The organism is Thiothrix sp., from assembly GCF_028714775.1.
GTDB lineage: Bacteria > Pseudomonadota > Gammaproteobacteria > Thiotrichales > Thiotrichaceae > Thiothrix.
In genome coordinates this window covers 236357-254733 of record NZ_JAQTLS010000001.1, presented here as the reverse complement: position 1 = coordinate 254733, position 18377 = coordinate 236357, and the positions used below count along the sequence as shown (strand labels likewise).

General features: G+C 53.9%; 21 protein-coding genes. 13 read left to right on the top strand and 8 right to left on the bottom strand.

The features are described 5' to 3' along the window. Window positions 1-239 precede the first annotated feature (239 nt). Window positions 240-527: a type II toxin-antitoxin system Phd/YefM family antitoxin gene (locus tag PHE17_RS01315; protein ID WP_301013992.1), complete on the top strand. Its 288-nt coding sequence runs from the start codon at window positions 240-242 to the stop codon at window positions 525-527. Then, window positions 527-916 carry a type II toxin-antitoxin system VapC family toxin gene (locus PHE17_RS01310; protein ID WP_301013990.1) on the top strand — a complete coding sequence of 130 codons (390 nt, stop codon included), beginning with the start codon at window positions 527-529 and terminating at the stop codon, window positions 914-916. Before PHE17_RS01315 ends, PHE17_RS01310 begins: the two co-directional genes overlap by 1 nt. Window positions 917-922: 6 nt before the next feature. On the opposite strand, the gene PHE17_RS01305 is transcribed toward PHE17_RS01310, so the two are convergent. Both PHE17_RS01305 and PHE17_RS01300 read right to left on the bottom strand, forming a co-directional pair. Then, window positions 923-1483 carry a rhomboid family intramembrane serine protease gene (locus PHE17_RS01305; RefSeq protein WP_301013988.1) on the bottom strand — a complete coding sequence of 187 codons (561 nt, stop codon included), beginning with the start codon at window positions 1481-1483 and terminating at the stop codon, window positions 923-925. After that, window positions 1483-2055 (bottom strand): DUF1415 domain-containing protein, encoded by a 573-nt coding sequence (locus PHE17_RS01300; RefSeq protein ID WP_301013986.1) that lies wholly within the window; start codon window positions 2053-2055, stop codon window positions 1483-1485. Before PHE17_RS01300 ends, PHE17_RS01305 begins: the two co-directional genes overlap by 1 nt. Window positions 2056-2114: 59 nt before the next feature. Here PHE17_RS01300 and PHE17_RS01295 point away from each other — a divergent pair, with 59 nt between their 5' ends. Next, the gene (locus PHE17_RS01295) at window positions 2115-2588 is read left to right on the top strand and encodes an invasion associated locus B family protein (protein WP_301013984.1); all 474 of its coding nucleotides are present in this window, start codon (window positions 2115-2117) and stop codon (window positions 2586-2588) included. Between the two features lie 3 nt (window positions 2589-2591). Beyond that, a complete protein-coding gene (locus PHE17_RS01290; protein ID WP_301013982.1) occupies window positions 2592-2987 on the top strand; it encodes a hypothetical protein in 396 nt (131 codons plus the stop codon). 7 nt (window positions 2988-2994) lie between these two features. Here PHE17_RS01290 and PHE17_RS01285 read toward each other — a convergent pair whose 3' ends face one another. The 3 genes from PHE17_RS01285 to PHE17_RS01275 are packed head-to-tail and all read right to left on the bottom strand — an operon-like array spanning window position 2995 to window position 5487. Beyond that, on the bottom strand, window positions 2995-4497 hold the full coding sequence (locus tag PHE17_RS01285) for a TolC family outer membrane protein (protein WP_301013981.1): 1503 nt from the start codon (window positions 4495-4497) through the stop codon (window positions 2995-2997). 17 nt (window positions 4498-4514) lie between these two features. Then, complete coding sequence (locus PHE17_RS01280; protein ID WP_301013980.1) at window positions 4515-4832, bottom strand: rhodanese-like domain-containing protein; 318 nt, start codon at window positions 4830-4832, stop codon at window positions 4515-4517. 1 nt (window position 4833) lies between these two features. Then, window positions 4834-5487 carry a protein-L-isoaspartate O-methyltransferase gene (locus PHE17_RS01275; RefSeq protein WP_301013979.1) on the bottom strand — a complete coding sequence of 218 codons (654 nt, stop codon included), beginning with the start codon at window positions 5485-5487 and terminating at the stop codon, window positions 4834-4836. A 101-nt stretch (window positions 5488-5588) separates the two neighbouring features. Between PHE17_RS01275 and PHE17_RS01270 the strand changes: the two genes are divergently transcribed. Continuing rightward, window positions 5589-5900, top strand: coding sequence for a hypothetical protein (locus PHE17_RS01270; protein ID WP_301013978.1), 312 nt, complete (start codon window positions 5589-5591; stop codon window positions 5898-5900). Window positions 5901-5968: 68 nt separating this feature from the next. Here the strand turns inward: PHE17_RS01270 and soxB are convergent, their stop codons facing one another. Then, on the bottom strand, window positions 5969-7714 hold the full coding sequence (gene soxB / locus PHE17_RS01265) for a thiosulfohydrolase SoxB (protein WP_301013977.1): 1746 nt from the start codon (window positions 7712-7714) through the stop codon (window positions 5969-5971). A 135-nt stretch (window positions 7715-7849) separates the two neighbouring features. On the opposite strand from soxB, the gene PHE17_RS01260 reads away from it, so the two are divergent. Continuing rightward, window positions 7850-8389, top strand: coding sequence for a sigma-70 family RNA polymerase sigma factor (locus tag PHE17_RS01260; RefSeq protein ID WP_301013976.1), 540 nt, complete (start codon window positions 7850-7852; stop codon window positions 8387-8389). Next, window positions 8386-9087, top strand: a complete 702-nt coding sequence (locus PHE17_RS01255) for a hypothetical protein (protein WP_301013975.1) — start codon at window positions 8386-8388, stop codon at window positions 9085-9087. Before PHE17_RS01260 ends, PHE17_RS01255 begins: the two co-directional genes overlap by 4 nt. 54 nt (window positions 9088-9141) lie before the next feature. Here PHE17_RS01255 and PHE17_RS01250 read toward each other — a convergent pair whose 3' ends face one another. Then, window positions 9142-9606, bottom strand: a complete 465-nt coding sequence (locus tag PHE17_RS01250; protein WP_301013974.1) for a hypothetical protein — start codon at window positions 9604-9606, stop codon at window positions 9142-9144. 15 nt (window positions 9607-9621) lie between these two features. Continuing rightward, the gene (locus PHE17_RS01245) at window positions 9622-10179 is read right to left on the bottom strand and encodes a YqiA/YcfP family alpha/beta fold hydrolase (RefSeq protein WP_301013973.1); all 558 of its coding nucleotides are present in this window, start codon (window positions 10177-10179) and stop codon (window positions 9622-9624) included. A 368-nt stretch (window positions 10180-10547) separates the two neighbouring features. Here PHE17_RS01245 and rnd point away from each other — a divergent pair, with 368 nt between their 5' ends. From rnd to PHE17_RS01215, 6 genes are all read left to right on the top strand, one after another. Next, a complete protein-coding gene (rnd, locus tag PHE17_RS01240) occupies window positions 10548-11690 on the top strand; it encodes a ribonuclease D (RefSeq protein WP_301013972.1) in 1143 nt (380 codons plus the stop codon). 66 nt (window positions 11691-11756) lie between these two features. After that, complete coding sequence (locus PHE17_RS01235) at window positions 11757-13001, top strand: ATP-binding protein (protein WP_301013971.1); 1245 nt, start codon at window positions 11757-11759, stop codon at window positions 12999-13001. Between the two features lie 55 nt (window positions 13002-13056). Beyond that, on the top strand, window positions 13057-13650 hold the full coding sequence (gene hisB, locus PHE17_RS01230) for an imidazoleglycerol-phosphate dehydratase HisB (RefSeq protein WP_301013970.1): 594 nt from the start codon (window positions 13057-13059) through the stop codon (window positions 13648-13650). Beyond that, the gene (gene hisH, locus PHE17_RS01225; RefSeq protein ID WP_301013969.1) at window positions 13650-14288 is read left to right on the top strand and encodes an imidazole glycerol phosphate synthase subunit HisH; all 639 of its coding nucleotides are present in this window, start codon (window positions 13650-13652) and stop codon (window positions 14286-14288) included. Before hisB ends, hisH begins: the two co-directional genes overlap by 1 nt. Before the next feature lie 137 nt (window positions 14289-14425). Then, window positions 14426-15250 carry a hypothetical protein gene (locus PHE17_RS01220; RefSeq protein ID WP_301013968.1) on the top strand — a complete coding sequence of 275 codons (825 nt, stop codon included), beginning with the start codon at window positions 14426-14428 and terminating at the stop codon, window positions 15248-15250. A 225-nt stretch (window positions 15251-15475) separates the two neighbouring features. After that, window positions 15476-18376: a molybdopterin oxidoreductase family protein gene (locus PHE17_RS01215; RefSeq protein WP_301013967.1), complete on the top strand. Its 2901-nt coding sequence runs from the start codon at window positions 15476-15478 to the stop codon at window positions 18374-18376. Window position 18377 lies beyond the last annotated feature (1 nt).

Below are 18377 nucleotides of genomic sequence, written 5' to 3'. Positions count from 1 at the left end.
ATCGTGGTGATTTATGAGCCGCCACGCAGCTTTTGTTCGATGGCACGGAGGGTGTTTTGGAGTTCCCGTTCTTTTAGTTCGGGGTCAATGTCTTGGATGTGTTCGATCAATTACTCCGCAACATTAATCTACGTCCGGGCAGTGTAGCATAGCCTTTTTTATATGCCGAAAACGGATTTTACAAGCGCACAGATTATCTTGTACACTTAAATCATATCATGTACATAAAGAGGTGCAACATGAGTGATTGGACGATAGCGAGCGCCCGCCAAAACTTTTCCAGTTTGTTGGACGCCTGCCGGGAGGGCATACAACCGATTTACCGTCGCCACCAATTGATCGCGGCGGTAGTGGATGTCGCCACCTACGAACGCTTGCAAGCGCAGGCCAACAAACGCCCAACCTTGGCGGATTCCTTCCGTGAGTTGCGGCAAATTCTGGCGCAAGAACCCACGGATACCGCAGAGCTGGCGACCATGCCACGCCTCGACCGCCATAATGCTTTCCTCGATGTGTTGGGGGATTGATGCTCTGCGATACCAATATCATCAGTGAACTGGCACGTTTGCAGCCCAATCCCGGCGTGTTGGCGTGGTCAAGCAGCGTCACTGATATTCATTTGAGCGTCATTACGCTGGATGAAATCCATTTTGGTCTGGCATGGAAAGATAACCCGCGTATCCGCCAATGGTTCGAGCAGTTTTTACAGCAGCACTGCACCGTGCTGCCCGTGACAGCACCGATTGCCCGACTGGCTGGGGAATTGCGCGGAAACTTGCAAGCACAAGGCCAGATACGTACCCAAGCCGATATGCTGATTGCAGCTACCGCCGCTATTCACGGATTACCGCTGGTCACGCGCAACAGCAAGGATTTTGGTGGTTGTGGTATCAGCTTGATCAATCCGTTTAACTGATGCTGTTTACACGGCGGGCTTACGTACCAATAGCCACGCGACCAACGCCCCGGCTACCCCGCCGAATAAATGCCCATCCCACGACACGCCTTGCTGCCACGGCGATATGCCCGCCAGCAAAGTTGTGCCGTAAGTAAAGGCGACGAAAATGCTGACCAGCAGCGGCACGGTGCGCTTTTCCAAGATACCAGAAACGATCAGGAAGGTTGCCAGCCCGAACACCAACCCGCTTGCACCGATATGCAGCGAATTTCCGCGCCCGAACAGCCACAGCAATAGCCCTCCGAGTATTGCAACTAACATCACTGTTACCCGCGAATCCGCCCGTGATCCCGCCAGTAAGGTCAACAGCACGATCAATGGTACGGTGTTGTTCATCAAGTGATTGAGGTTGGCGTGCAGGAACGGCATGGTGGCGATCCCGATTAGCCCGCCCAAGTCACGCGGAACCAACCCCAAACGTTCCAACGGCAAGATGAGGTCGAGCAGGAATACGCCCCAAATCGCGGCGATGAACAGGAGAACTGCCGGTAATTCTTCGCGGATGCGGTGGGTATGGTTTTGCATTAGCTGTTATCCGTGCCTTGTTGCAAACAAGCGTCCAGCACCTTGCGGTGATGTTCCGCCCCCAGCGCGTTCATGGTCTGGATATTGCGCTCAGGGATGCCATCCGCATCCGGGTAAGTGGCAATCGCCTGTTCCAGATTTTCCTCGCGGATCAGGTGTAGCATCGGCCACGGCGAACGGTTGGTGTAATTCTCCGCGTCTTCCGGGCGCGTGCCTTCAAACTGGTAATCGGGGTGGAAACTGGCAACCTGAAATTCGCCCTCATACCCGCATTCGCTCAGCAGCATGTCCACAAGGTCGAAAAAGTCGTTGTATTCCAAGAAATCTTCCAACACACCGGGGTGGATCAGCAGGGTAGTTTCGAGTTCATCCGCCGGGGTAGCCCGCAAGTGATCCAGTTCCTGCTGCAAATCTTCCAGCAAAAATTCTGGGCGGGCGGAATCGGTCACGATGTAGCGGATTTGCCCGCCGTGGAAAGGCTTGTGCGCAAATGGGCACAGGTTATGTTTGATGACGACATTTTCCAGCCAGCAACGGGTCTGGGCAATATAAGTTTCATTGTTGTGTTTCATGCGGGCAAATACCTTGCGTGGTAGACTGCCCTGAATCTTATCACATTGGGAGCAAGGCAATGCGTTTGGGGATAATAACGTTAGTGTTGGCGGGCTTACTGGGTGGGGCATTACCCGCACAGGCGGCAGGCAATATTCAGGGAATGCGTTTCGGTGATTGGGGCGGTAATTGCGACGGGCAAGTGTGTTTCGTGCAGCAAGTGCTCAGCCAAGATGACAAACCGCTGATGGTGACAGTGATTGGTTATGCGCCGGGGAAACCTGTGCCGACCATCATTTTCGAGTTGCCAGCAGGGAGTTATATCAAAGCGGGTGTGCAGTTGCAGGTCGATAATAACCCGTCGGTCAAGTTCACGGGCAGTTGCGACAAAGACTATTGCCGTGCTGGTTTCGCATTGGATGAACCCATGCTTCAACAATTCCGCAAGGGTAGCAAAGCCAGCGTAACGTTTACGCCCGCGCCAAAGAAAAAGCCCCTTGCATTGCCTTTGTCGCTGAATGGGATAGGTAAAGCTTTAGATTCGTTGAGGTAAGGGATGCAGTTATCGGCTTACCGTTTGCTGCTTTACCCTTTGCAGGAAACTGGCGTGTCCGTTACGCCGGTATTGCAAACCTTGGGTGTGTTAGGTGCGCCGCTGGCAGCAGGGGTGTTCGCCACGGGTGAACATTTCCTCGACCACCTCTGCTTCCTCGGCTGTTCGCCCGATATTGAACTGGAACCGCAGGACAACAAACCGTTTTGCTACATCCGCGTGCCGATGGATGGGGAAATAACAATATTCCAGCCCATCCGTAAACCCGTGTTGCATTTGCAGCAATGGGTGGTGGTCGGCAATATCCATGAGGCGGAAGCCGTGCCGGATGCCGCCCTGCTGACTGCGCTGGAAACGGCATCCGGTTGTCGCTGGAAGTTTGCTTACTTGAAACCCTAAGCGGGGATTACTTTGCTGCGTCCGGCATGACGTAGTATTCCTGTTCGCTTGCCGCTGCCTTGCCTTTTTTGCCTTCGACAGGCGCTGGGGCGGAAGCTGGTTTGGCTTTGGATTTGACCGCAGGTACTTCCACTTTGGTATCGTCGGCAGCTTCAGGCGCGGGTGTATCTTGCGCCATCGCCACTTGCTTGGGTGCTTCGGTCATGAAAGCGCTGATGCTTGCTACATCCTTATCGTTCAATGTGCCTGCTGCTTGACGCAAGGTCAGGGTGCTTTGCAGGTAAGTGTAACGGGCGCTGGCATAGTCGCGGCGGGCTTTGAACACGTTACGCAGGGAATTGAGCACGTCAACGGCGGTACGGGTTCCCACTTCAAATCCGGCTTGGGTCGCTTCCGCAGCGGTTTCTGCTGCTGCCAGTGCTTGTTTGTTGGCTTCAACTTGGCTGATGCTGGATTGGACGGTCAGGAATGCCGAACGGGTTTGCTGCTCGGTTTGGCTGCCTTGCAGGTCGTATTCCTGTTGCGCTTGCTGGAACTTGTCCTGTGCTTCGCGGATTTTGGAAGACGTTGCGCCACCTGTGTACAGTGGGACGCTGACACTGAGGCCGATAGCCGAATCATTCGTCCGTCTGTTTTTGTAAACGTCGTTGTCCAGATAAGACCCAGTGTGGTTGGCATACAGGTCAAGTGTTGGGTAACGTCCCGCCCGCTGTGCTTCCACCTCTTTTTGTGCTGCCGTAATGCCGTATTTGCTGGCGCGGAGCAAATGGTTATTCTGTTTGGCAGTGTTTACCCATGCCTCAATGCTGTTGGGGGTAGGAACGCTCAGCGGCATATTATTGCGTGGTGCAAGCAGGTTGGGGTAAAAACCGCCAGTCTGCACCCGCAACAGTTCGCGGGCGATGTCCAATTGCTGGGTAGCATTGATTTCTTGTGCTACTGATGCGGCGTAACTGGCTTCAGCTTCTTTGACATCAGTAATGGCAGAACGTCCTGCGTCGAAATAGGCTTGAGTTTGTTCCAGTTGATGGCTGATGGCGTCTTTTTCCGCCCCGGCAAAGATCACATTCTCTTGTGCTAGGAGCGCTTTGAAGTAAGCGTCCGCTACTCGCATGATCAAATCTTGCCGATAAGATTCCAGCGCGGCGGTAGATTGCCCTATCACCGCATCGGTTTTGCCGATGTTGGCGCTGATACCCTTGTTGAAGAGGGACTTACCCATTTGCAAGGTATAGTTCGCCGCATCGCCGTTCACGGTAGCATTGTTGGTGAGGGTGTCGCGCGATTCGTTGTAAGCCGCCTTACCCGAGAGGCTGACTTGTGGCTTGAGTGCCGCCAATGCCTGTTGCCGCTTTTCTAAGATGGCTAAATGGCTGCTTTCTTGCGCTTTGAACTGTGCGTCGTGGCCTTTGGCTTGCTGGTAAACTTGTAACAGGTTTTCTGCCGAGGCCGTGTGCGCCAGTGTTGCCAATGAAGACGCGATCAGAAGTGCCAGTATACGTGTTTTCATGATACGTTCCGAAAAAGTCAGTAAAGTGGCATGTCGAGGTCAATTTCTTTTGCCCACCGCGCAATGCCGCCTGTTAGGTTGATCGTTTGAAAGCCGTTACGTTCCAGAAAATAACAAGCGTGTGCGCTACGGATGCCATGATGGCAGACCACTAGCAAGTCTTGTGATGGATTTAACTTGTCCATTTCCTGTACCAGCTTACCCAAAGGGATCAGGGTTGATCCCTCAATATGGGCAATATCGTATTCCCAAGGCTCGCGCACATCCAGTATTTGTAATGGCTGTTGGGTATTTGAGAAATATTCGTCCAGCTCTTGGGGTGTCCAGTGACGCATGTTAGAAGGTAAAGCTGCTTCCGCTAGCTGCCCCAACCAAAGGCTTCAGGCCGGTTTCAAACAGCATGGTACGGCTGAAATCACCCTCTGGCTGGCGCGTTACCAACATTGCCTGCATCGAAGCAGCCGTGCCGACCACGATGAACAGCCGTCCACCGGGAGCCAGTTGCTCTTCAAAACGCGGCAAGTAAGCAGGGACAGAACCCGTGACCACGATGACATTGTACAGTTGGGTGGAAACCCAGCCGCGTAGCGCATCACCCGTGTGCAGGCTGTAATTGGTCAGTTCCCGGCTCAGCAGGCGCTCTTCCGCCTGTCGGGTAAAGTCCTCATAAATATCGACGCTATCCACATGTTTGCTAAGATGCGCAAGACAAGCAGTGACAAACCCGCTGCCTGTGCCAATTTCCAGACAACGGTCGTCGGGGGAAATGGTCAGAGCCTGTAACATCCGCGCTTCTACTCTGGGATGCATCATGAATTCGCCGTTGCCTAACGGGATTTCGATGTCGGCAAATGCAAGGTTTTTCCACTGGGGCGGCACAAATGCTTCGCGGGGGATAAAACCAAATGTTGCTAGGACTGTCTCATCCAGTACATCCCAAGGACGTATCTGTTGTTCGATCATGTTAAAGCGGGCTTGTTCCAAGTTCATGTGCAGGCTCCAGACAAAAGGATGCGGTAAGGGTACGGATTACTGCGGTTTGCCGCAAGCTATTGAGTGTTATCAAAAACAAATCCATCTGCGAGGTCGTTATGAAAAAGTCAGGAATGCTGCTGGCGGGGAGCATGTTACTGGCAATCTTGTTGTCAGGTTGCAGCCGCTCAGACGCGCAGGAAACTACTGTCCCCAACGCGAATAGGGCGCTGAATGCCTTTACGGAATGCCGCGAACCACGCCCAGAAATCTGCTACGAAATCTACGCGCCAGTGTGTGCGTCGCGGGATACCGGCATCCGTTGCATTACCGCGCCCTGTCCGTCGGAAGAGCAAGTGATGTTCTCGAATGACTGCACAGCCTGCGCTGATCCGCGTGTGCGTGGGTATGCGCCGGGGCAATGCGGCTAAAAATAAGGGCGAACCTAAGGTTCGCCCAAACTGCTGGCAATGTACCCAGCAGGAGTTAGGAAACGCCGTTACGCCAGACCTTCGTTGCCATCCACGTTTTTCAATTTCGGGGTGTTCAGCTCCACTTTGCCGATGGTCTTTTTGCTGCGCAGGTAATCCGCGACCACTTCCCAGATTTGCTTATTCTTCGGCACTTCTTCCTGCACGCTCGCCCAACCCGCGACCGGATAGGTTTTCTTCGGGTCAAGCGGTTTGCCATCCAGTTCCATGTCGGATACACGGCTGCCCATCTTCGCGGTGGGGTCGAAACTGAATTTCAGGCCACCGACGCACACCATGTCGCCGCCCTGTTGGTAGTACGGGTCAGGGTTGAAGAGGTTATCCGCCACGTCTTCAAGGATGTTTTTGACTTGCTCGCCCGACATTTCATTGCGCGTAACCGTGCCGTAGGTGATCGCGGTTTGGTCAGCCACATGCTCAAAGGTAATCGGTTGCCCCGGCAATACGCTCGTGCCCCAACGGAAGCCGGGTGAAAATGCCATCGGCGCATCCAAGCCTTCCATCAGCGCGTTACAGATCAATTGGTCGAATGTGCCGTTGAAATTGCCCCGGCGGTACAAAGTGTCGTCACACACGGCGAGTTCTTCCGCCAATTCTTTCTTGTACGGTTCGCGGATTTTGTCGATCAGCGCTTGCATGTCCTTGTGTGGTTCGAGCAGGTTGGAGAAGACTGGCAGTAATTTGTAACGGTAATCCGCCACTTTGCCATCTTTCACATCAAGGTCGAGCACGCCGAGGAATTTGCCGTTGGAACCGGCATTCGTAACCAGTGTTTTGCCGCCCTTGTTTTCTACCACCACGGGTTGGAATACGCCGTCATGGGTGTGACCGCCCATGATCGCGTCAATGCCGCTGACTTTGCTGGCCATTTTTAGGTCAACATCCATGCCGTTGTGGGACAGCACGATAACCACTTTCGCGCCTTTACCACGGGCTTCGTCGACCACTTTCTGCATATCATCGTCGCGGATGCCGAAGCTCCAGTCAGGCACTAAATGCTTGGGGTTGGCAACGGGTACATATGGGAAGGCTTGCCCAATAATGGCTACCGGAACCTTGTTTATTTCCTTGATGACAAACGGTTCAAACACGCGCTCGTCAAAGTCGTTGCTGAACACGTTTTGCGCCACGAAGTCGATCTTGCCCGCGAAATCTTTCTCGACGATTTCCTTCACGCGGTCAGCACCGAAAGTCATTTCCCAGTGAGGGGTCATGACGTTTACACCCAAGGCAAGTTGTGCGTCCACCATGTCTTGCGCATTGGTTTTCAGCGCTGTCCATGAGCCTTGCCACGTATCGCCGCCATCTAACAGTAAACTGCCGGGGCGTTGCGCTCGGATTTGGTCAACCAGTGTTTTTAAGTGGGCAAAGCCGCCGACCTTGCCGTATTTTTTCGCCGCTTCCGCAAAGTCCAGATAGGTGAAAGCGTGGGCATCCATCGAACCCGGCGCAATGCCGTACTTTTTCAGGAAGTGCTCGCCGACCAAGTGCGGGGCTACGCCTTTCATGCTGCCAAGGCCAAGGTTGACGTTAGGTTCGCGGAAATAAATCGGTAGCAATTGTGCGTGGCAGTCGGTGTAATGCATCACTGACACATTACCGAATGCGGGCAATTCATACGGGTTGGTGGGGGCCTTGGTGTCGGTTTTGCTACCTTCTTGTTTGGCATCATCCGCAAAAGCAGTGTTCAGCCCGAAACCAACGGCACTGGCGGCTGCCAATATTTGCAGGAACTCACGGCGGGTCAAACTCATTTCTTTTCTTCCTCAAACGGTTCGTTATGATGTGCGCTATGGGTGCATGACGGGGTAGCCAACGAAATATTCCGTATTTATGGAATATTTTTTTACTTTCTGCATCCTATAAGCAATGAAATACCGGGGACACGCATGTTCAGCCACTATTTCCGTTTTAACCGCTTCGGCAATAAATTGGGGGAACACCGCCCCAGATTGCATCGCATGGCCTTGGCATGGTGCAGCGATCCCGCATTAGCTGATGATTTGGTGCAGGACACGCTCGCCAAAGCCTTGGAAAAGCAAGATCAGCTCAAAGATGAGGAGCGTTTGGGGGCGTGGTTATACAAGATCATGCACAATTGTTGGATGGAATACTTGCGCACCCGTAAGCCGGAAGTGGACATCGACGACATTGAGCTGACGTGTACCGATTGCCCGGAACGGCGTTTTTCTGAGCACCAAATCATTGAGCAAGTGCAAGTGGCGATTGAGTCTTTGCCCTTGACGCAACGCCAAGTCATTACGCTGGTTGATCTGGAAGGGTGCAGTTACGAACAAGTGGCGCTGATTTTGGACATTCCACAAGGAACGGTCATGAGCCGCCTCAGCCGTGCGCGGGAAACGATGAAAAAACGCCTGCAAAATACGCGCAATCAGGACAATGTTCACTATCTAAGGAGAGTGAAGTGAAACAAGAACAATATTCTGCCAATGAAATGCTGCACGCTTTTGCCGATGGGCAATTGGATGCCGCGCAAAGCCGCGACGTGCTGGCGTTGCTGGAAACCGACTTGGGTTTGCAAAAGGAGCTGTGTGAAATCCAGCGCCTCAAACATTTGGTGCAATCAGCTTACCCGCTGCCCTCGGCGAGTAATGTTGCTGTTGCCCGCTACCGTCCACAGGTTTGGCAACGGGCGGCGGTGTATGTGTTGGCGTTTGCCCTGACTTTCCTTGCAGGCGCTGGTAGCCAATACTTGCCACGCTGGTGGGAACCGGAAGGCGTCGCCTTGGCAGGAGCATCTGCGGCACACGATAACCGTTTCATTGTGTTCTTGGATTCACACGAACCCGTCAAGCTGGAAAAAGCCTTAAGTAAGGCCGAAAACCTCGCTGCGCAAGTGGCGGATAAGGATGGCAGTGTTTATGTTGTGACCAGTGCGGATGGCATTGATTTACTGCGTTTGGGCACGTCCGAGCACGAAGGCCGCATCCTGCACATGAGCCACGCCTATCCGCATCTGCGCTTCGTGGCGTGCAGCAATACCCTGTATTCCTTTAAGCAGCGCGGTGAATTGGTGGCCTTGGTGGATGAGGCCGAAGTTGTTCCGTCTGCGGTCGAATTTGTGGTGCAACACATGCGTGATGGCTGGCGCTATATTTCGATTTAATCCTGTACTCCGGTCACACCCATTGATGTGACCGGATGTTGGGTCAGGCTGCCGTTATTCGGCTTCTGGTTCCGGTTTCAGGTCGACGCCTTCCAGATTTTGCTCAACCGTATCGGCTTTGCAGTCCACGGTTGCCAGCAATTCGCCATTTTTTTCCACATGCACGCCTGCTTCAACAGCGTGCTCATCGGTCATGCGGTCAACGCCCCAGAATACCCGGTACAGGTGATCACCGTTAGGGATGTTGACGGTGTAGGACATATAGCGTCCAACCCCATTCCACTGCCACGTTGTTACGTCATCACGTGGGACAGAAAGTGCCAGTTCCGCTTTTTTACCCGGTTTGCCGAAAGAGTAATCAATGGTTTTGCCTGCGTCGCAAACTTCAATTTGCTTGCCATTTTTCTGTGCGATGCAGTGGAACAGGGTTTTGCTGCCGCCAGTACAAGCCGCGTAAGCACTGTTGCTTAGGATTGCGCCTACGAGCAGGGCAGCAAAGGTTGATTTCGTGTAAGTCATCGGTATTCCTCGCAGTTAAAATCGGTCGATCAGTTCCAGCACATCAGGGAAGCGGGTGAAGCCGTGATCCCCGCCCTGAAACACCAATTGATGTGCATCACGGTAGTAGCTGGCGGCATCACGCCAATCCAGTGTGGTGTCACCTGTTTCCAACATGACCAGCAAATTCGCAGGGTGGGCAGGCGCGGATTGGTCGAGTGCAGCCAATTCATCCAGATGTGCTTGGGTAAAGCGGTAAGTGCTATCGCCGTGCCAGTTCTTTTGTTCAGTTCCCAAGGCCGGGCGGAAGAGAAGTGCGGGATGCACCGCCGGATTAACCAATACGGCTTTCAGGCCAAACGCACCCGCCAAATGGGTCGCGTAAAAACCGCCGAGTGAACTTCCTACCAGTTTGGGCGTGATCTCAGCGGAACGGATGATGTCAGCCAGTATGGCAATGGCTTGCGCCGGACGGTGCGGCAAGTCGGGGCAAACCCATTCGTGCCCGCGCCCGCGTGCCGTTAGCCAACGTTTGGTTTCCTGCGCTTTGCCGGAAAGCGAGGATGAATTAAAGCCGTGGATGTACAGTATCATGCAGGCAGTATAACAAGGTTGCTGGAAACCGGGAGTAGCCTCCTGCCGGAAAAATGGCAAAAAAAAGCCCGACTCTACGTCGGGCTTACCGCCATATACCACGACAAGCCTAGCTTTCTTATCGTGGAGACTACCCTCTCTAGCGGTTGGAAGCGGTGATCAATGTTTTGTGGAAATTGATAATTGTCAATGTGCAGAATTGCCGGGCGAATGTCAACAAGTAGTTGATATTTAAAATATTATGATTTTCTAACGTTGCGCTGCACAAAAGCCGTATGATGTTGATGGGTTTTCGCTAGCTAAAAATGTATTCATGCGCGTTTTCCCGTAGAATCCAGCTTGCCACTTTTAAACAGAAACCGCCTACGATGTTTGACTATATCGACAATGCCGCTAAGCTCACTGATTTGCTGACCCGTCTGGATAAGGCCGAATGGGTCACGCTCGACACCGAGTTTATCCGCGAAAAGACTTATTACCCGCGCTTGTGCCTGATCCAGATTGCCAGCGCGGATACCCTTGCCTGTATCGACCCGCTGGCAATCTCCGACCTGCAACCGTTTTTGGATTGGCTACAAGACCCCAAGCGTTTGAAAGTGCTGCACGCCGCGTGGCAGGACATGGAAATTTTCCACTATTTGGGGAATGGCAAAGTGCCTGCGCCGATTTTCGATACCCAAGTGGCAGCAGCGGTGTTGGGCATGGGCGACCAGTTGGGTTATGCGCGTTTGGTGGAAGCGACATTGGGGCTGACGTTGGATAAATCTCAGTCGCGCACTGACTGGTCGCGCCGTCCGCTGACCAAGGCGCAATTGGAATACGCCATCGACGATGTGCGCCATTTGCGCGAGGTGTACCTGATGTTGCGCGAGCAACTGGAAACCTTGGGGCGCATGAAATGGCTGGAAAAACCGTTCCAGAAATTGGCAGATCCGACAACGTACACCGTTGACCCGCAGACGACGTGGGAGCGCGTTAAGGGGCTGCAAATCCTCAAGTCGCACCACCTTGCTATCTTGCGCGAACTGGCAGCATGGCGCGAGCAGCGTGCCTTACGCAAAGACATTCCGCGCCGCTGGATACTTTCCGACGAAATCCTACTCGATATGGCTCGGATGCAACCCGAAAGCGCCGCCGACTTGCGTCAGATTCGCGGCTTGAGCGACGAACAGATCGAGCGCGGTTCCGGCGAATGGCTGGCTTGCATTGCACGCGGTAAAGCCATCCCGAAAAGCGAATGGCCACAACTCCCCCGCCGCCGTAAGCTTGACGCCAACATGAGCGTGGTTGCCGACCTGCTGATGACTTTGCTCAACCAAATCGCCAACGAAAACGGCATTTCCGCACAGATGATCGCCACCCGCCAGCAGGTTGAAAAGATGCTGGAAGAGGGGCGCACTACGCTTTCCGACGATTGGCGCGGTGCATTGGTCAACGATATGTTCGGGGAGGTGCTGTCTGGCAAAGCTGCTATCCGCGTGCGTAATCAGCAGGTAGTGGTGGAAAGCTAAGTATATGACAATAATTGGCGTAATATCCTATACTCAATGTATCAATATTACGTTGAAATTAGTTATATGCATAACCGGATCATCAGCCAATACCTGCAACAGAAAGCCAATTCCCGTTTCGGGCGTATCACGGTACTGACGGGCGCACGCCAGACTGGCAAGACCACGCTGGTGCGCCAACTGTTTCCCGATTACACCTACATCACCTTGGATGACCCGGTAACGCGCCCCGATTATGCCCGCATTGCCGCCGCGCAATGGCAGGAACGTTACCCGCTGGCGATTCTGGATGAGGTGCAAAAACTGCCTGCCCTGATTGATTCCATCAAGGCCACTTACGATGTGTATCCACACACCCGCTACATCCTGCTGGGTTCAAGCCAGATTCTGTTGTTGGAAAAAGTGCGGGAAACCTTGGCAGGACGCGCGGCCTTGGTGGAGTTGTACCCGCTGACCTTGCCCGAGCGCCAAACCATGGATTGGAGTGACGCCATCCCACCGTCACGCTTGGTGCATTTGTTACAGGGGGAGCCTGCCGGTATTTTGCAGGGCATTCCGCGCACCGATACGGCCTATGCTAAGGCGGAAAGCGCGTGGTCGGATTATCTGGAATACGGCGCAATGCCTGCGATTGTGGATGCCAACCTTACCGTCACCGACAAACGCGAATGGTTACACGACTACATCCGTACTTACCTGCAACGCGATGTGCGTGATCTGGGCAATTTGCGCGAACTTGAACCGTTTGTCCGCGCCCAGAAATCGCTGGCGGCATTGAGCGGGCAGTTGCTCAACATCAGCGAACTGGCAAAACAGGCGGGGATTGCCACCGCGACTGCCAAACGGTTCATTACTTACTTGGAAGTCAGTTATCAGGTCATCACGCTTGCACCGTGGTTCCGCAACCTCAATAAGCGCTTAGCGAAATCGCCCAAAGTGCATTTTCTCGACCCCGGCATCCAGCGCGTGTTGCTCAACCGCACGGGTACGTTGACGGGCAATGAATTGGAAAGTGCGGTGGTTGCCGAGGTTTATAAGCAAATTAAAACCCATGCTTTGCCCGTGGATTGTTATCACTTGCGCACGGTGGATGGGCGTGAGGTGGATTTGCTGCTGGAACTGGAAAACGGTTACGTTGCGCTGGAAATCAAGGCAAGCCAGCATGTGAGCCACAGTGATGCGCGGCATTTACACGACTTGGACAGTTTGCTGGATAAGCCCTTGCTCCATGCTTTGGTCGTCTCGAATGATCCGCAAATCCACCAGTGGGGGGCGGTAACGGCAGTGCCATTTGCGTGGTTGTTGGGATAGATCATCGCGCCCACTGTGTTAGAATCCAAGCAAACTCACTGTTACAGGTTTAGCTATGACCGAACGTACTGCCAGCGTGGAACGCAACACGCTCGAAACCAAAATCCGTGTCACCATCAATCTCGATGGCACGGGTAAAGCCCGCTTTGACACCGGCATTCCCTTCCTCGAACACATGCTGGATCAGGTCGCCCGCCACGGCATGATCGACCTCGACATCGAATGCAAGGGCGACAAGCACATTGACGACCACCACAGTGTGGAAGACATTGGCATTACCTTGGGTCAAGCCTTCACCAAAGCCCTCGGCGACAAGAAAGGCATCCGCCGTTACGGGCACGCCTATGTGCCATTGGACGAGGCACTTTCCCGCGTGGTCATCGACTTTTCCGGCAGACCGGGGTTGGAACATCACGCTGACTACCTGCGTTCGCACATCGGTGCATTTGACACCGACCTGTTTTACGAATTTTTCCAAGGTTTCGTCAACCACGCGCTGGTGTCGTTGCACGTCGATAATATCCGTGGGCGTAACGCGCACCACATTGCCGAAACCATTTTCAAAGCCTTCGGGCGGGCGTTACGCATGGCGCAGGAACTCGACCCGCGCATGGCGGGCATCATGCCATCCACCAAAGGGAGCTTGTAATGCAAACCATCGCCATCATTGATTACAACATGGGCAACTTGCACTCCGTGGAACGCGCCGTCGCGCACGTTGCCGGTGCGAATGCCAAAGTTGCGATCACCGCCGACCCGGATTTCATCCTTAAAGCCGACCGCGTGGTATTTCCGGGGCAGGGTGCTGCGCGTGACTGTATGCGCGAACTCGAAACCCGTGGCATGGCGGAAGTAGTGCGCGAAGTCATCCGCACCAAACCTTTCCTCGGTATTTGCATGGGGATGCAGGTGTTGATGCAACACTCAGAAGAAAATGGCGGCATCGAATGCCTCGGCCTGTACGAAGGCAACGTGCGCTATTTCGGCAACGTCCATCAGGAAATCGGCGTGCGTTTGAAGATTCCGCAAATGGGTTGGAACCAAGTTTGGCAGCAAATGGAACATCCGCTTTGGAAAGGCATTGCTGACGGGGCACGGTTCTATTTCGTCCACAGTTATTACGTTGAACCTGTCACGCCCGACTTGATTGCAGGTTCCACCGAATACGGTATCAGTTACGCCTCTGCGATTGCTAAAGACAATGTGTTTGCGATCCAAGCGCATCCAGAAAAATCCGCCGATGATGGTTTAAAGCTGCTGGAAAACTTCGTGAACTGGCAGGTGTAGGCTTAGCGGGGTGTGAGCAAACATCCCGCTTTTCTGCTGGTGTAATCCTCTTATCTGCTTTGTCTTGACGATGGCTGCGGCGAGCCTAAGAATCGAGCACGCCATACGTCTAGGCATCAAAAATTAAGGAGGAATCCATGGAAAACGAACACCCTTCCAATGCGGTAGAAACGCACGATACACCAGAAGTTAACGATACCCTGCCAGCAGAAAACAATGTGGTGGAAGCGCCAACTGACGTTCCATCCACTGAGACTGTCGTGGAAGAATCAACGGACGTTCCATCCACTGAGACTGTTGTGGAAGAAGAGTCAGCCGATGTTCCACCCACCGAGACTGTCGTGGAAGAAGCATCAACCGACGTTCCACCCACTGAAAATGTTGTTGAAGAAGCATCAACTGACGCTCCACCCGCTGAAACTGATGTGGTAGAGGAAACAGTGGTTGAGCCTGAGCAGCCCGCCGCAGAACCAACTGTTGCCGCCGCAGAGCCAGAACCAGAAGCCGTTCCCGAGCCATCGCTGTTGTCACGGGTTGAGGCGGCTTATCACACATTGCAAGGCAAGCTTACTGGCAACCAGCAAGTCATTCAGGAAAACCGCACCAAAATCGCTGCCTTACGCAGCCGGATGCGGGAGCTAGCTGCTGATAGCCAAGCTGACTCACACGATGGCGAAGACGAGTTGCATAACGGCAAGTTGCTGGTTCAGCATGACAGTTGCGGTACGTTGATCAGTCAGGCTGAGCAAATCCGCGAACACATTTACAACAACAGTGGTCATGCCGAATCATTGTTGGCTCCGCTCAAAGCCAGCGTCGAGCTGTTGGACTTGCGCCTGCAACACGTCCGGGGCATTGAGCAATTACTGGAAAATGTAAAAACGGGTATGGCATTGCAAGACCGTTTGCTGGACATTGACCTGATCGTTGAATCACTCGCTAACAAGCTTGAAGTAGCATAACGCATCGACCTAGCCGCTGGTGGTTGCCCAAGCCACCAGCGTTTGCCGGTTTTCCCCGCCAACAACGCCTTTCGGTTAATGCCTAAGCTGCCATTAGAGCGCCTTCCTTGTTGATAAGTAAAATCTATAAAAGGCAATAAATCTTTTTATTGATTACTTGACCTACATCAAGCACTATCGGGTTATACTGTATTTCAGTAATTCCTTATTTAGTTACGTACTGATATGACCACACAAGCAAACCAGTCGACAGAAATCAAAAGCACCACATGCTATATGTGCGCGTGCCGTTGCGGCATCAATGTCCACCTCAAAAATGGCGAGGTGAAATACATTGAAGGCAACCCCGACCACCCGTTGAACCGGGGCGTTATCTGCGCCAAGGGTTCTTCCGGCATCATGAAGCAATATTCCCCCGCCCGCCTGACCACGCCGTTGCGCCGCAAAGCCAATGCAACCCGTGGTGAAGGCCAGTTTGAGGCGATTACGTGGGAAGAGGCTTTCGATACGCTGGAAACCCGGTTGCGCCACATCCGCGCGACTGATCCGAAGCGCTTCGGCCTGTTCACCGGGCGTGACCAGATGCAGGCGCTGACGGGCTTGTTCGCCAAGCAGTTTGGTACGCCGAACTACGCGGCACACGGTGGTTTCTGCTCGGTGAACATGGCGGCGGGGATGATCTATACCATCGGCGGTTCCTTCTGGGAATTCGGCGGCCCCGATCTGGAACATGCCAAGCTGTTTGTGATGATCGGTACGGCGGAAGACCACCATTCCAACCCGATGAAAATCGAGTTGGGGCATTTCAAACGCCACGGCGGGCGCATGATTGCGATCAATCCGGTGCGTACTGGCTATGCGGCGGTGGCGGATGAGTGGATTCCGATCCGTCCGGGGACGGATGGCGCATTGTTGCTGGCGATTATCCGCGAAATCATTGCGCAGGGTCTGTATGACCGCGACTTCGTGGTGAATTACACCAATGGCCCTGAACTGGTCAATATGGATCCGAAAAACAGCGAATACGGCATGTTCCTGCGCTTTGAAGTGCCGTTGGAAGAGGGCTGTTTCGACCCGCAAAACAAGCTGTGGTGGGATAGGGAGCTGAACAAGCCGATTTCTACTCATACCCCCGGCGCTGACCCGTTCCTGACCGGCGAATTCAAATTGAAAGACGGCACGCCCGTGAAGCCCTCTTTCCAATTGCTGCGTGAACGGGTAGAAGAATATACCCCGGAATGGGCGGAAGACATTACCGGCATCCCGGCTGCGACCATCCGCCGTTTGGCACATGAGATGGGTATCACCGCACGTGACCAGAAAATCGAATTGCCGATTGCGTGGACAGATACGTGGGGCAATGAACACGATCATGTGACCGGCAACCCTGTGGCGTTCCATGCCATGCGGGGTTTGGCGGCGCATTCCAACGGCTTCCAAAGCATCCGTGCGTTGAGTATTTTGATGTCACTGCTGGGGACGATTGACCGTCCGGGTGGTTTCCGCCACAAAGCGCCGTACCCGCGCCCGATTCCGCCTTGCCCTAAAACCCCGACTTCGCCAGAAGATGTAAGACCAAACACGCCGCTGGAAGGGATGCCGTTGGGCTGGCCTGCTGACCCGGATGATCTGTTCGTCGATGATGCGGGTGAACCCGTGCGCATCGACAAGGGCTTTTCGTGGGAATACCCGCTGTCGGTACACGGCTTGATGCATAACGTCATCACCAATGCGTGGCGCGGCGACCCGTACAAACTCGATACCTTGCTGATTTTCATGGCAAACATGGCGTGGAACTCGTCCATGAACACCACCGAAGTCCGCGACATGCTCAAGGATAAGGACGAAAACGGCGAGTACAAAATCCCGTTCCTCGTGGTCTGCGATGCCTTCCATTCGGAAATGACTTCCTTCGCTGACCTGATTTTGCCGGATACCACCTATCTGGAACGGTACGATGTTATGTCGATGCTCGACCGTCCGATTTCCGAATTCGACGGCCCGGTGGATTCCGTGCGTATCCCGATTTTGCCACCGACTGGGCAGTGCAAGCCGTTCCAAGAAGTGCTGATCGAATTGGGTTCACGCCTTGGTTTCCCCGCGTTTGTGGATAAGGAAGGCAAGCGTAAATTCCGCGACTACCCGGATTTCATCGTCAATTTTGAAACCGCACCGGGTTCCGGTATCGGCTTCTTGAGTGGCTGGCGCGGGCAGAGCGGTGAAAAGACCATGCGCGGCGCACCCAACCCCAACCAGTGGGAACAGTACGCCAAGAACAATTGTATGCACCACCACGTGATGCCGCGTTCTTACCAATACATGCGCAACTGGAACATGGGGTATTTGCAGTGGGCAAAATCTAATGGACTGACCCGTCATGCTGAGCCGATCAATATCCACCTGTATTCCGAGGTGTTGCACAAGTTCCGCCGCGCCGCACAGGGCGTTTCGCACGGCAAACAGCCGCCGGATCGCTTGCGTAAACGGGTGGAACGTTTCTTCGATGCGCTGCCGTTTTACCATGAGCCGCTCGAAAACGAGATGATCAACAAGCGTGATTATCCGCTGAGCGCGTTGACCCAGCGCCCGATGGCGATGTACCACTCGTGGGATTCGCAGAATGCGTGGTTGCGCCAAATCCATGCGCACAACTACTTGCACATGCACCCCAGTGTGGGCGAGAAAAACGGCTTTGAAGACGGCGATTGGGTGTGGGTGGAATCTGTCCACGGGCGCGTGCGCTGCCAAGCGCGTTACTCGCAATCGGTCGAACCTAACACGGTGTGGACGTGGAATGCCATCGGTAAAGCCTCCGGCGCGTGGGGTCTGGAAAAGGACGCCAACGAATGCACCCGTGGCTTCCTGCTCAATCACATCATCGGTGAAGAGCTGCCCAACCAAGCGGAAGGTGAACACCTTTCCAACTCCGACCCGATTACCGGGCAGGCGGCGTGGTTTGACGTGCGCGTGAAAGTGTACAAAGCCAGCAAAGCGGAACAGGGTTCCACCTTCCCGCAGTTCCCGACCCAACCGCGTTACCCCGGCATGGCGAAACCTGTGGGTAAGTGGCTGACTTTCATCGGTGGGAGCGGCAAATTCAAGAATATGTTCAAGGGGGGGCGTTAAT